General features: G+C 61.5%; 13 protein-coding genes and 1 tRNA gene. 8 read left to right on the forward strand and 6 right to left on the reverse strand.

All coding sequences use genetic code 11. The features are described 5' to 3' along the window. Window position 1: 1 nt before the first annotated feature. The gene (locus ACZ9H3_RS09005) at window positions 2-751 is read right to left on the reverse strand and encodes a sulfite exporter TauE/SafE family protein (protein ID WP_099775471.1); all 750 of its coding nucleotides are present in this window, start codon (window positions 749-751) and stop codon (window positions 2-4) included. A 110-nt stretch (window positions 752-861) separates the two neighbouring features. Here ACZ9H3_RS09005 and ACZ9H3_RS09010 point away from each other — a divergent pair, with 110 nt between their 5' ends. Then, complete coding sequence (locus tag ACZ9H3_RS09010) at window positions 862-1,818, forward strand: LysR family transcriptional regulator (protein WP_476220425.1); 957 nt, start codon at window positions 862-864, stop codon at window positions 1,816-1,818. 71 nt (window positions 1,819-1,889) lie between these two features. Here ACZ9H3_RS09010 and efp read toward each other — a convergent pair whose 3' ends face one another. Continuing rightward, window positions 1,890-2,459 carry an elongation factor P gene (efp, locus tag ACZ9H3_RS09015; protein WP_102053196.1) on the reverse strand — a complete coding sequence of 190 codons (570 nt, stop codon included), beginning with the start codon at window positions 2,457-2,459 and terminating at the stop codon, window positions 1,890-1,892. A 48-nt stretch (window positions 2,460-2,507) separates the two neighbouring features. Next, window positions 2,508-3,641: an elongation factor P maturation arginine rhamnosyltransferase EarP gene (gene earP / locus ACZ9H3_RS09020; protein WP_476220428.1), complete on the reverse strand. Its 1,134-nt coding sequence runs from the start codon at window positions 3,639-3,641 to the stop codon at window positions 2,508-2,510. Window positions 3,642-3,778: 137 nt separating this feature from the next. Between earP and ACZ9H3_RS09025 the strand changes: the two genes are divergently transcribed. After that, a complete protein-coding gene (locus ACZ9H3_RS09025; protein ID WP_102053194.1) occupies window positions 3,779-4,180 on the forward strand; it encodes a hypothetical protein in 402 nt (133 codons plus the stop codon). Window position 4,181: 1 nt separating this feature from the next. Beyond that, window positions 4,182-4,664 (forward strand): GreA/GreB family elongation factor, encoded by a 483-nt coding sequence (locus ACZ9H3_RS09030; RefSeq protein ID WP_409278786.1) that lies wholly within the window; start codon window positions 4,182-4,184, stop codon window positions 4,662-4,664. On the opposite strand, the gene ACZ9H3_RS09035 is transcribed toward ACZ9H3_RS09030, so the two are convergent. Next, a complete protein-coding gene (locus ACZ9H3_RS09035) occupies window positions 4,658-5,548 on the reverse strand; it encodes a LysR family transcriptional regulator (protein ID WP_099775474.1) in 891 nt (296 codons plus the stop codon). The two genes, ACZ9H3_RS09030 and ACZ9H3_RS09035, sit on opposite strands and share 7 nt — an antisense overlap. 113 nt (window positions 5,549-5,661) lie before the next feature. On the opposite strand from ACZ9H3_RS09035, the gene ACZ9H3_RS09040 reads away from it, so the two are divergent. From ACZ9H3_RS09040 to ACZ9H3_RS09050, 3 genes are all read left to right on the forward strand, one after another. Continuing rightward, window positions 5,662-6,855: an MFS transporter gene (locus ACZ9H3_RS09040; RefSeq protein ID WP_102053193.1), complete on the forward strand. Its 1,194-nt coding sequence runs from the start codon at window positions 5,662-5,664 to the stop codon at window positions 6,853-6,855. A 102-nt stretch (window positions 6,856-6,957) separates the two neighbouring features. Next, window positions 6,958-7,344, forward strand: a complete 387-nt coding sequence (locus ACZ9H3_RS09045; RefSeq protein WP_065761888.1) for a hypothetical protein — start codon at window positions 6,958-6,960, stop codon at window positions 7,342-7,344. A 233-nt stretch (window positions 7,345-7,577) separates the two neighbouring features. Next, window positions 7,578-9,728 (forward strand): TonB-dependent siderophore receptor, encoded by a 2,151-nt coding sequence (locus tag ACZ9H3_RS09050; protein WP_476220433.1) that lies wholly within the window; start codon window positions 7,578-7,580, stop codon window positions 9,726-9,728. Between the two features lie 64 nt (window positions 9,729-9,792). Here the strand turns inward: ACZ9H3_RS09050 and ACZ9H3_RS09055 are convergent, their stop codons facing one another. Both ACZ9H3_RS09055 and ACZ9H3_RS09060 read right to left on the reverse strand, forming a co-directional pair. After that, entirely contained in the window at window positions 9,793-10,308 is a 516-nt protein-coding gene (locus ACZ9H3_RS09055; protein WP_476220435.1) for a DUF6630 family protein, read from the reverse strand. Between the two features lie 78 nt (window positions 10,309-10,386). Continuing rightward, window positions 10,387-10,476 (reverse strand) — tRNA-Ser (locus ACZ9H3_RS09060). A gap of 289 nt (window positions 10,477-10,765) precedes the next feature. Between ACZ9H3_RS09060 and ACZ9H3_RS09065 the strand changes: the two genes are divergently transcribed. After that, window positions 10,766-11,455, forward strand: a complete 690-nt coding sequence (locus ACZ9H3_RS09065) for a crotonase/enoyl-CoA hydratase family protein (RefSeq protein WP_065759895.1) — start codon at window positions 10,766-10,768, stop codon at window positions 11,453-11,455. A gap of 176 nt (window positions 11,456-11,631) precedes the next feature. Continuing rightward, window positions 11,632-12,354: a lysophospholipid acyltransferase family protein gene (locus tag ACZ9H3_RS09070; RefSeq protein WP_330523479.1), complete on the forward strand. Its 723-nt coding sequence runs from the start codon at window positions 11,632-11,634 to the stop codon at window positions 12,352-12,354. Window positions 12,355-12,378 lie beyond the last annotated feature (24 nt).

Genomic DNA, 12,378 nt, shown 5'->3' on the forward strand with positions numbered 1-12,378 from the left:
CTCACACCTTGAACGCCAGCATCACCGCACACAGCACCAGAAACCCGCAGAACAGCGAACGCAGCACCTTCTCCGGCAAGGCATGGGCCAGTTTTACCCCCCAACTGATGCTGAGCAGCCCGCCCAGCGCCAAGGGAACGCCCATGCTCCAATCCACGTGCTGATGCACGCCATATGTGACCAGAGTTACCGCCGTGCTGGGCGCCGCCAAGGCCAGCGAAAGGCCTTGGGCGACCACTTGAGTCGTGCCGAACACGCTGGTCAGCACCGGCGTGGCAATCACCGCACCGCCCACACCGAACAGGCCACCCACAACACCGGCGCCACTGCCCAGCACGCCCAGCCACGGCCAGGGTTGGCGCAACTCGCTCGAGGGCGGCGTGCTGCGCATGAACATGCGCGCCAGGTTCCAGACCACCAGCGCGATCAGGAAACCGACAAAGCCCAGGCGCATCGCACCAGCATCCAGGCCCACGGCCCAGATCGACCCCAGCCAGGCAAAGACAAAGCCCGCTGCGGCCAGCGGCAACGCATGCTGCAAGGCAATCCGGTTGCGCTGATGGTAGCGCCACAGGGCCAGCAACACGTTAGGCACCACCATCACCAACGCAGTGCCCTGTGCCAACTGCTGATCGAGGCCAAACAGCAGGCCCAGCGCAGGAATCGCGATCAAACCGCCGCCGATGCCAAACAACCCACCCATCGTACCCAAGGCGGCGCCCAACGCGATGTACATCATCCACTCGATCATTCCGGCCCCTTGAAGGTCATCAATCGTCACATGCTACCCAGCCAGGGCTAGTAGGGAAACGCACAGCAACGCACAATGGCTATGCCAATTACGCAAAGGCGATACAGCCGATGAACCCTGATGCCCTCACCGAACAACTCAGCCTTTTCCTCGATGTTCTAGCGGCAGGCAGCTTTTCCGCGGCCTCCCGACGCCACCCGCTAACGCCGTCTGCTGTGGCCCGGCGCATCGATGCCCTGGAGGCCGCCGTAGGCAGCCGACTGTTTGTGCGCAGCACCCACGCGGTGCGTCCCACCCCAGCTGGCAAAGCATTCGCCGAGCGCGCCCGGCGTATCGTTGAAGAACTGCGCCTGGCACGGGCCGAAGCCGTGTCACTGAGCAACGCGCCTGAAGGCCTGATTCGCATTGATGCGCCCGCCGCGTTCGGACGCCGTCATCTGGCGCCTGCAATCGCTGATTTCCTGGTGGCCTACCCGGGTCTGGATGTTCAACTGCGCCTGATCGACAGCTTCGTCGACCTGCATGGCGCGCATCTGGGCGAAGTCGATCTGGTGTTGCGTGCCGGGCCACTGGCCGATACCCGCCTGGTAGCGACACCCTTGGCCTACATGGTGCGCATTGCCTGCGCCAGCCCGGCCTACCTGGAACAGCGCGGTGTGCCGAGCAGCCCGCAGGAACTGCCAGAACATGATGGCTTGGACTGGGACGGCCTGGCCCCGCCGTTCGCCTGGCGTTTTGCCATCGACGGACAGATGCGCCTGCTGCGGCCCTCACGCATGCGCATGAGCGCCAACAACGCAGAAACCCTGTTGTTCGGCGCACTGGCCGGGCTGGGCATCGCCCACCTGCCGACCTGGTTGATCAGCGAGTACCTGCTACGCGGGGAGCTGCTGCCGCTGTTCTGCGACAACGGCCTGCCAGCAGCGGAAAGCAGCGGCATCTATGCCTTGCGCCTGGAGCACGAAACCAACTCCCGCAGCCGCTTGCTGCTTGAGTTCCTCAAGAGCCGCTTCAGCCCGGTACCGCCATGGGACCTGGCGTTGCGCAGTGAGCTGCGCTGGCAGTAAGCCCCCCTTTCACGGCACTGCAGACACAAAAAAACCCGGCAAAGGCCGGGTTTTTCGTGGGTGCCAGGAAATTACTTCTTGGAACGGCCCTTGAAGCTGTTGTCGCGAGTGTCGATGTCGATCCACTCGTCGATCTGGATGAAGTCAGCAACCGAGATCTCGGTACCGTTCTTCAGTTTGGCTGGCTTCATGACCTTGCCCGAAGTGTCGCCACGTGCGGCGTTTTCGGTGTACACAACCTGACGGCTGATGGTGGTCGGCAGCTCAACGGAAACCAGACGGCCTTCGAAGAATACGGCTTCGCAGACGTCTTCCATGCCTTCTTCGATGTACGGCAGAACGGCCTCGATGTCTTCGGCGTTCAGTTCGTACATGGTGTAGTCGGAGGTGTCCATGAAGGTGTAGGAGTCACCGCTGATGAACGACAGGGTCGCTTCTTTGCGATCCAGGATCACGTCGTCCAGCTTGTCGTCTGCACCGTAAACGGTTTCAGTCTTGTAGCCGGTCAGCAGGTTTTTCAGCTTGGTCTTCATGATCGCGCTGTTACGGCCCGACTTGGTGAATTCCGCTTTCTGAACCAGCCACGGGTCGTTGTCGATCCGCAGTACGGTACCGGGTTTCAGCTCTTTACCAGTTTTCATTACGAGATATCCGAATTTGGATGGATTTACAAAAATCGAGGCCGCATATCATAGCCAATTTCGGTAAAACTGTACCAGCGTCGTGGCAAGGTCCGGCTGAGCGGCCTGCGTAGCGCACCAACGCCGGGCGTGCGCGTCCAGTTCCGGCCAGTGCGCAAGCAGCTGTTGCCAGGCCGGCCCCATATCACGATCCATGTTCCAGGCACGCCAGAGATCCACCAACGCGGCACTCGCCGCTGCCGACAGACCTTGGGTGTAGTGCTCCAGAAAGGCCTCGAGTTTTTCCCAGTGGGCGTACGCTTCCTGCACATAGATATGCCAGAGCAGTGGGCGCCCAGCCCACTGCGCACGGACAAACGAGTCCTCCCCGCGCACCGCATTGAAATCGCAGCACCACAACAACTGGTCGTACTCGTCCTGGCTGACAAACGGCAGGATCTGCACGGTCAATGCACCACGGCGAGCGATGCTGCCGGGCGCCAGCCCCGTCTCCCCCAGCCATGCCTGCACATCACCCAGAATGCGCCCTTCGGGCACCAGCAGATGGTTGGGCCGACTGTCGGTAGCCAGGGCCTCGAGCCAACTGGCCACCCCTGGGTTTTCGTAGGCAAACAATGAAATCAGCCGGGCATTGCCGTGTGGTTGCACGCCAATGCCCCGCAAAAACGCCTGCCGCGCCAGCGGATCCTGCTCAAACGCCTGACGCCGCGCCAACAGGCTCGCTTCACGTAGCAGCCCGCCCGTCCTGGCGGTAAAACCCGGAAAGAAAAAGACCTTGCGTAGCCCATTGGCCTGAGGCGACGGCAACCCGTGACACCCCTCAACCCAATCCTCGGCACTGAGGTACTCAAGGTTCAACCACAGTACCGGCGTCGGGTGTTCCAGCATGGCCTGAACGTAGGCAGGCGGCAGCTGACAGCCAAAGGCTCCGATCACGACATCGGCCACCGGGGTTGGCTGCCAATCGACGGACCACTGGCAGACCTGAACGCCCTGCTGCCACTGTTGCCCGGCAGCCGGATCAGCCTGTGGACAAATACGTACGAACGCCCCCAGATCATCCACCCACAGACGCACCGCCAGCCCCTGTTCCGCCACCAACTGCCGGGCCAGGCGCCAGGTGACGCCGATATCGCCATAGTTATCGACCACACGACAGAAGATGTCCCAGGAAGCATTCATGTGAGGCACCTCAGGTATCGGTCAGAAAAAAGCGTGGATTGTCCGGATAAATCATCGCAGACAAAAGCACCGACACTGAAAAAACCCGGAACGGCATGCGACAATTGCATTTTCCTCGCCCTGGCCAGGAGGCTGCCATGCCCCTTCGCGCACGACGTCACGCCCTGAGCATTACCCTAAAACCGTTTCAATTGATCATCTGCATTGCCCTGGGCCTGTGGCTGGGGTTCGCCGCCATCGCGCTGACCATCTGGCTGGCCCTGCATTTTGCGCCGCAAGCCACCGCGCCGCTGAGCCAGGCGGTTGAAACCCTGCGCCCAGCTCCGGTACAGGCGCCTCAACAACCTGCTGCGGCCGATAACCCAATGTTCGAGCGCTACAAGGAAATACTGCGCAAACAGGAAGTGCAGCAGGCCGAGGAGCAGATGGAAAGCAATCCACGTAACCTGTCCAACCCCAAGTGCCAGTTCTGGCTGCAACAGAACCGCACTGCACCAACCGATAAAAGCCGCGCCAACGTCCTGGAATTTTGCAACTGACATGAACAAGGCCGAACTGCTGCAACAGATCATCGAAAAACTGGGTATTGACCTGGAGGTTGCCCAGCGCGCGGCCCAGACCGCTTATGAAACCGCGACCCACGAAGAGAACATCGCCGAGAACAAATACGACACCCTGGGCCTGGAAGCCTCATACCTGGCCACAGGCCAGGCACGCCGCACAGAAGAAATCCGCCAGGGACGAATTGCCTACCAACAGCTCCTGCTGCGCCCCTACGACCCGGAACGCGGCATTCAGGTCAGCAACCTGGTGACCCTGGAAGCGGAAAACGGCCATCAACGGCATCTGTTCATCGGCCCCGAGGCCGCCGGCCTCACGATCACCCAGGCGCAAACCCTGATTACCGTCATCACCCCCCGCTCGCCACTGGGCCAGAGCCTGATGGGCAAGCAGGAAGGCGACGCCGTCAGCCTGGTTCTGGCCGGGGTACGCCAGGACTATGAGGTGATTGCCGTTCAGTAGTTGTTGGCCCTGGCATCAAGACAGCGCTCCAGCACCTGCAGGAACGCCTTGGCGGCCGGCGACGGCGAATTCGACCAAATGGCGTAGACATGGCGCACAGGGGCATCACTGACCGGCAAGGCAACCACCCCCTTGAAACCTCGGGCAATGGGTGCGGCCACCAACCCCAGGGCCAACCCGCGCTGAACAAACTTTTCCACCAACATCACACTACCGACCTCGAACTGCACCCGATGGCGCACCCCGGCGGCGGTGAAGGCTTCATCGGTCTGGCGCCGAGCGCCTGTACCCGCTGGAAAGTCCACCAGCGGTTGGTCTTCCAGGTCGGCCAGACACACGCGTGACTGGCAGGCCAACGGATGCCCCGCAGGCAACAACGCCACCAGTTCTTCCCTGGCCAGCAGCCGCGACGCCACCCCCTCGATCGGTTCACCAGGCCAGACACCGATAAAGGCAACATCCAGGCGCCGCTCCCGCACATCCGCCATCAACACCTCGCTCTTGTTGATCAGCCAGCGAATATCAACCTGCGGGTACTCATGATGGAAACCTGCCAACAGGTCGACCAGATCCAGCTCTGTCAGAGAGCTGATCTCGCCTATGGACAAGCGCCCACGCACTTCTCCACAGGCGGCGGCGACATCATCACCAATCCGCCGGGCGGCCTCCAGCGCAGCCTGGCCGCTGACCACAAAGGCTTCGCCGGCGGGCGTCAGGCTCACCCGTCGCGAGCTTCGCTCAAACAGTCGCGCCCCCAAGGTCTCTTCAAGCCGGGCAATCTGGTGGCTCAATGCCGACTGCACGACATGGCAACGCTGCGCAGCCAGGGTGAAACTGCCGGTATCGGCAACAGCCAACGCGTACTCGATCTGCTTGAGGTTCATACATTCATCTGTTTTATAGATTGATCGAATGAAAACGATACATTGGCGTCATATTAAGGCGCTGTCGATACTAGGCACCAGCACGCACCAACCACCGATACAGGGAACGTCCGATGACCGCCGCCACGCCACCACTGAGCCGCGCACTGATTCTGCTGATGGCCATCGCCACGGGCCTCGCCGTCGCCAGCAACTACTATGCACAACCACTGCTGCACAGCATTGCCCAGCAGTTCAACCTCAGCACCGCAAGCGCGGGCAGCATCGTCGTTACGGCCCAACTGAGCTACGGCGTCGGGCTGCTGCTGTTGGTGCCACTCGGTGACCTGTTCGAACAGCGACGCCTGATTGTCACCATGATGAGCATCAGCACCCTCGGCCTGCTGATCAGCGCCTTATCTGCGAGCCTGCCCTGGTTGCTGCTGGGCACCGCGTTGACCGGCCTGTTCTCGGTGGTGGCCCAGGTACTGGTACCCATGGCCGCCGGCCTGAGTGATCCGGGGCAGCGCGGCCGGGTGGTAGGCACACTGATGAGCGGCTTGTTGCTGGGCATCCTGCTGGCGCGCACCGCAGCCGGCTTTATGGCAACCCTGGGGGACTGGCGCAGTATTTACCTGCTGGCAGCCGGGCTGATGACCCTGTGCACCCTTGCCCTGCTGCGCGCCCTGCCATCGCGCCATCAACCTGCAGGCATGCGCTATCCCGCCCTGATCGGCTCGGTGTTCCGCCTGTTCGCCGAAGAGCCGGTGTTGCGCCTGCGCTCACTGCTCGGCCTGCTGGCCTTCAGCCTGTTCGCGCTGTTCTGGACACCGCTGGCCTTCCTGCTGTCTGCCGAGCCTTATCACTACACCGACGCGATCATCGGCCTGTTCGGCCTGGCCGGTGCCGCCGGCGCCCTGGCCGCCAACTGGGCCGGACGCCTTGCCGACCGAGGCAAGGGCTCAATGGGCACCCTGGTCGGCCTGCTGGCATTGCTGCTGGCCTGGTTGCCGCTGGCCTTCGCCCAATCGTCACTGGCTGCATTGCTGGTTGGCGTGCTGGTTCTGGATCTGGCGGTACAACTGGTACACGTGAGCAACCAGAATGCGGTGATTGCCCTGCGCCCGGAGGCACGTAACCGGCTGAACGCAGGCTATATCACCTGCTACTTCATCGGCGGCGCACTGGGTTCATTGCTCGGTACACAACTGTTCCAGGCTTATGGCTGGGACGGGATCGCGCTGGCCGGAACGATCATCGGTGGCCTGGCGCTACTGGTATGGCTACTGGCACAGTACAAACGCGCTCGCCTGACCAGTCCCGCCTGAAAATCAGAACACGACCCTCCGTCGCCTAGTGATTGACTTGTCATAGCGCAAAGGGCTGAGTAGGGCGTTGGTCAACAGCCCCTTTACTCACTGGGAAGCGCTATGACAAGACTCACGGTTCAAGCCGGCGATTTCTTGCAAGGTGAGGGCGAGTACCGCAATGGATCGCTCACACTCAAGACCTGCAAAAACCCCATGCCCGGAGAAAAAATCACCCTGTCACGCATCAGGGACATGAAAATCGCCAATCAGGAGTTTAATCGCAGCCTGAGCAGCGCCCTTGGCTGGGGCGTGGCCGGCGCACTGATGGCAGGCCCTCTTGGCTTGATCGCCGGCCTCTGGCTGGGCGGCAAGGAAGAAGAGGTGACCTTCGTGGCCACACTCAAGGACGGGCGCAAACTGATGGCTGTCACCGACGGCAAGACCTGGTCAAAGCTTGACGGCCAGTGGCGTAAACACAAGCCATCGTCGCCGCCGTCAGAGCACTAGAGCCCTCCCCCCTTCTTACAACTCACTGAATTTTCGGTGAACTCAGGGGCGCCTTGTCCATGGCGCCCCTGCTAAGATAGCGGCCGTTTCTCGCCCCCGCAGCTGTCCGGCGCAATGCCGGTAGTTATCGCGTTCTAGCGCACTTAATGTTTCGCCGCACCGGGCCTCCAGCACTTGGGTAGCAGCCGAGCTATAACGGCGCACCCGCTGCAGGCCCTCAAGGAGCTTTTCGCATGACCCTGCACCGCCTGCCCCTCGGCCTGCTGAGCTTCAGCCTGGCCTTGAGCTCATCGCACACCATGGCCGAAAACGGCATCACACTGGCACCGTTGACAGTCTCTGAGCAACTGGACGAGGGCTACCAGGCCCACGAAGCGACCGTCGGTGGCTTCCAGCCCGCCCCACTGCTCGACACGCCCGCCTCGGTCTCGGTGTTTACCGAGTCGCTGATTGCCGACCGCCAGGTGCGTCTGCTCAGCGAAGTGCTGCAAAGCGATGCCTCTGTCGGCGAAAACTATGCGCCCGTGGGCTACTACGAGAACTTCATGGTGCGCGGCTTCAGCCTGGATGCGGCCAGCAGCTACAAGATCAACGGCCAGACCATCGCCGGGGAACAGAACGTAGCACTGGAAAACAAACAGCAGGTGGAACTGCTCAAGGGGCTCTCAGGCTTGCAGAGCGGCGTATCCGCGCCGGGCGGAGTGATCAACTACGTCACCAAACGCCCTGAGGACGTTCGCTCACTGACCCTGGCAGGCGATGATCAGGGTGAGCGCTACATGGCCGCCGACCTGGGCGGCTGGTTCGGCAGCGAACGGCAATTCGGCCTGCGGGCCAACCTGGCACATGAAGACATTCGCTCGTATGTCGAACACGCCGATGGGCAACGGGATTTCGCGTCGCTGGCGTTCGACTGGCAGCTCAACCCCGACGCCCTGTTGCAGTTGGACGTCGAGTATCAGCAGCGCGAGCAGCGTTCGGCGCCTGGCTATCAACTGCTGGGCGGCAACAGCCTGCCGCACAGTGTCGACCCCGAGGATCACCTGGCCTACCAACGTTGGGCCAAGCCCGTGACGATTGACTCGCTGAACCTGGGTGGGCGCTTCGAGTACCGCTTCAGCGATATCTGGACCGGCAGCCTCAGCGCCTCGCGCAGCAAGGTGGTGATCGACGACTACAGCTCGTTTGCCTTTGGTTGCTGGGATGCCACCTGCAACAACCCTCCGCCAGGCAACTTCTTCAGCCCCAGCGGCGACTACGATATCTACGACTACCGCAGCCCCGATGATACCCGACGCATCGACGAAGCCCAGATTACGCTCAATGGCCGTTTTACCGCTGCCAGCCTGGAGCATGACCTGACGGTCGGCAGCAGTGCGCAGCGGCGAACACTGGATCAACGACCTACTGTTTCCAATCCGGTAGGCACTGGCAATATTGCTCAGGATCCTGCAACGATGCCCACAACCGAGGCGGATGTTGGCCAGAGCACCCGCCGCCTCGACAGCCGTCAGTACGGCCTGTTCATCAGTGACCGCATCAGCTTCAACGAACAGTGGCAGACCGTGCTAGGCGCGCGCGAGGTGCGCCTGGATGAGCACGCCTTCGATGAAGACGGCAATTCAACACGCACCACACAGCGCTACGAACTGCTGCCCAATGCCGCGCTGATCTACAAACCGCGCCAGGACATTTCGATCTACACCAGCTACAGCAAAGGGTTGTCGTCGGGCGGCACCGCACCACTTTTTTCCAGCAACGCATCAGAAACCCTGGCCCCTACCCTGTCACGCCAACTGGAAGTCGGCATCAAACGCGACTGGCAACGCCTGAGCCTCAGCGCAGCGCTGTTTCAGTTGCGCCAGGCGTACCAGTACATGCGCCCGGACGGCGCCGGGGCGTTCACCTATGTGCAACAGGGCCAACAGAAGAACACAGGCCTGGAACTGGGCGCGAGCGGCTGGGTGACGTCAAACCTGCAGATCAATGCCAGTGCTGCGGCGATTCGCGCCCGGGTCGAGGGAAGCGACACCGCCGATTACGAAGGCCACCAAGCCCTCAACATACCGAACTTCCGCGCCGCCCTGCAGGCCGACTACAGCCTGCCCGGCCTACCCGGCCTGGCGCTGCTCGGCGGTGCCCGCTACAGCGCCAGCAAATACGCCAACCATGCCGGCAGCGTGGCCGTCGGCAGTTATGCCGTGTTTGATCTTGGCAGCCGCTACCGCACCCGCATCGGCGGATACGACACGGTACTGCGCCTGACAGTGGACAACCTGTTCGACCGCCGTTATTGGCGTGACGCCAGCGAGTACCTGGGGGATGGCTACTTGTTCCCCGGTGCGCCACGCACAGCCAGGGTATCGGCGTCGGTCAGCTTCTAAGGTCGACACGGCAGCGGTCGACAGCCGCCATCGCGCCAGTGGCGGGCGATGGCGGCCGCTGGCATTAAAACGACTCGCTGCCTTCGCGAATCTCGACACCCAGGACCTCGGAAACGGTCGCCATCACAGGCGCCGCGTCTGGGCGACTGATCCAGCCGCCATATGCATCACCCTCGGTGTCCCAGTTCCACAGCACCAGGCCTTGCGCGGCCAGTTCGGCGTGAGCGCGGAGCATCAATTCAGGCACCTCGACTTCGTCGAGAAATTCTTCGGCCAGCGGGTCTTCAACGCCGAAGCTCAGCGTCACACCGCGGCTTTCGGCAAGCTCGCCCATGCATTCGACGAAAGACTCCGTGTCACTCCAGTCGACGTAAAAACCGGTTTCCCAGTCGATGATGTCCTTGATGATCCACAACAGCCGGGATGGGTCGCCCTCAGCCTCCTCGGCGTCATCGCCATCCAGCTCGGTTTCGCGCAACATTTGCAGATGGCGATCACGCAGCTCGTCCGAAGCGCTGATGGCAATGATCAATTGCTCAGCCGCTTTCACCTGTGACGCGTTGAAATATTCACTGATCATATGAAACGCCTTACTCCCTGATTCCATGGCATAAACAAAAAAGCCCCGAACTACTGGAGTTCGGGGCTTTCATTTGTCTGGCGGTGAAGAAGGGATTCGAACCCTTGATACAGTTTCCTGTATACACACTTTCCAGGCGTGCTCCTTCAACCGCTCGGACACTTCACCGGATCTCGTCAAGCTGTTCAGCCTGTCGAGGGGCGCTAATGTAGTCGAAAGTTTTTCTTTTGGCAAAGGTTTTTTTCAGAATTTTCATGCGCTTAAGGGCCACGGCCACGCTTGCCTGCCAAATAGGGCAAAGCCGCCAATCTATAAAGCGCTTTACCCGCCTTTCACCGTCGCCCCCCAGCGTACGGGGCCGCAGGCGCCAGCGCTGACCGGCCAGTCAGCCTTGGCGCTTTACCTGGCTGCAGAGGCTGAGTAACGTCTGCCTCACTCTTAACAAAGGATCCCTCTCATGAGTGAGCTGATTACCTACCACCTGGACGAGGGTATCGCGACCCTGACCCTGAACAACGGCAAGGTCAACGCGATCTCTCCCGATGTGATCGCCGCGTTCAACAGCGCGCTGGATCGTGCGCAGCAAGACCGTGCAGTGGTAATTATCACCGGCCAACCGGGCATCCTCTCCGGCGGTTATGACCTGAAGGTGATGACCTCCGGGCCACAGGCGGCCGTGAGCCTGGTCACTGCAGGCTCTACCCTGTCACGGCGCCTGCTCGCTCACCCGTTCCCGGTGATTGTCGCCTGCCCCGGGCACGCCGTGGCCAAGGGTGCCTTCCTGCTGCTCTCGGCTGATTACCGTATTGGTGTCGAAGGCCCTTTCAGTATCGGCCTGAACGAAGTACAGATCGGCATGACCATGCACCACGCGGGCATCGAACTGGCCCGCGACCGCCTGCGCCGCTCGGCGTTTCACCGCTCGGTGATCAATGGCGAGATGTTCGACCCGATCAGCGCCGTCGACGCCGGCTTCCTGGATAAAGTCGTGGCTGCCGAGCAGTTGCAGGAGGCCGCCCTCGCCGCTGCCCGGCAACTGAAGAAAATCAACATGAGCGCGCACAAAAACACCAAGCTCAAGGTGCGCAAGGCCCTGCTCGACACCCTGGACGATGCAATCATTCTCGATCAGGAACACCTGGGCTAACGTCTCCGGCGCATCGCAGGCGAGCCTGTTCACCACAGGCCCCACACAAGGCATTGGCTTTCACACCGGGCCGACCTTACCTGCGATGCCTTGGCCCTCGGCCAGCACCATCAGTGTTTGCCCCCACGAGTGCACAGCCGTACACTGCGCCGCGTTTGCCCAGTGTGAGTCACTCGATGCTTTATCTGATCCGTATGCTTCTGTTGGGCATACACTTTCTGCTGGCGGGTACGCTTGGCTTGTTGATTGGCCTGTGCCGCCCCTTCAACCCAGACAACAGCCGGATTTTCGCTCGCCTGTATGCCTGGCCCATTGGCGGGTTGCTGCGCCTGCGGGTCAAGGCCGAAGTCGGCCCCTTGTTCGACCAGCCGCCCGGCTGCGTGATCATCGCCAACCACCAGTCCAACTTCGACCTGTTCGTCCTCGGCGGTGTCGTCCCACCACGCACGGTGTGCATCGGCAAGAAAAGCCTGGGCTGGATACCCTTTTTCGGTCAGATCTTCTGGCTTGGCGGCAACATTCTGGTCGACCGCAGCAACGCCTACCATGCACGGCAGGCGCTCCATGCCACCACCCAGATAGTGCAGCACAACAACACCTCGATCTGGATTTTCCCGGAAGGTACACGCAACCCCGGCAACCAGTTGCTGGACTTCAAGAGCGGTGCGTTCCGCTTGGCAATTGAAGCAGGGGTTCCCATCGTCCCGGTGTGTGTCAGCCGTTATGCACAACGCATGCGCCTGAATCGCTGGAACAGCGGCGACGTCATCATCCGCTCGCTGGCGCCCATCTCGACCAGCGGCCTCGGCAAAGAGGACATCCCGGCGTTGATCCAACAGTGCCGGGAACAGATGCAGCGCTGCATCGACACGATGGAAAACGAACTGCCGCCGGCCTGAGCAGTTGCCGGATCGATGCAGTCA

It is taken from the genome of Pseudomonas sp. TE3910 (assembly GCF_056279025.1).

What these genes read in the sequence shown, in the direction of transcription:
- ACZ9H3_RS09030 (WP_409278786.1), top strand. Translation starts at nt 4,182, where the DNA reads ATGAACAAGGCCGAACTGCTGCAACAGATCATCGAAAAACTGGGTATT.
- ACZ9H3_RS09010 (WP_476220425.1), top strand. Translation starts at nt 862, where the DNA reads ATGAACCCTGATGCCCTCACCGAACAACTCAGCCTTTTCCTCGATGTT.
- ACZ9H3_RS09040 (WP_102053193.1), top strand. Translation starts at nt 5,662, where the DNA reads ATGACCGCCGCCACGCCACCACTGAGCCGCGCACTGATTCTGCTGATG.
- ACZ9H3_RS09035 (WP_099775474.1), bottom strand. Translation starts at nt 5,548, where the DNA reads ATGAACCTCAAGCAGATCGAGTACGCGTTGGCTGTTGCCGATACCGGC.
- ACZ9H3_RS09025 (WP_102053194.1), top strand. Translation starts at nt 3,779, where the DNA reads ATGCCCCTTCGCGCACGACGTCACGCCCTGAGCATTACCCTAAAACCG.
- ACZ9H3_RS09065 (WP_065759895.1), top strand. Translation starts at nt 10,766, where the DNA reads ATGAGTGAGCTGATTACCTACCACCTGGACGAGGGTATCGCGACCCTG.
- earP (WP_476220428.1), bottom strand. Translation starts at nt 3,641, where the DNA reads ATGAATGCTTCCTGGGACATCTTCTGTCGTGTGGTCGATAACTATGGC.
- ACZ9H3_RS09045 (WP_065761888.1), top strand. Translation starts at nt 6,958, where the DNA reads ATGACAAGACTCACGGTTCAAGCCGGCGATTTCTTGCAAGGTGAGGGC.
- ACZ9H3_RS09050 (WP_476220433.1), top strand. Translation starts at nt 7,578, where the DNA reads ATGACCCTGCACCGCCTGCCCCTCGGCCTGCTGAGCTTCAGCCTGGCC.
- ACZ9H3_RS09005 (WP_099775471.1), bottom strand. Translation starts at nt 751, where the DNA reads ATGATCGAGTGGATGATGTACATCGCGTTGGGCGCCGCCTTGGGTACG.
- ACZ9H3_RS09070 (WP_330523479.1), top strand. Translation starts at nt 11,632, where the DNA reads ATGCTTTATCTGATCCGTATGCTTCTGTTGGGCATACACTTTCTGCTG.
- ACZ9H3_RS09055 (WP_476220435.1), bottom strand. Translation starts at nt 10,308, where the DNA reads ATGATCAGTGAATATTTCAACGCGTCACAGGTGAAAGCGGCTGAGCAA.
- efp (WP_102053196.1), bottom strand. Translation starts at nt 2,459, where the DNA reads ATGAAAACTGGTAAAGAGCTGAAACCCGGTACCGTACTGCGGATCGAC.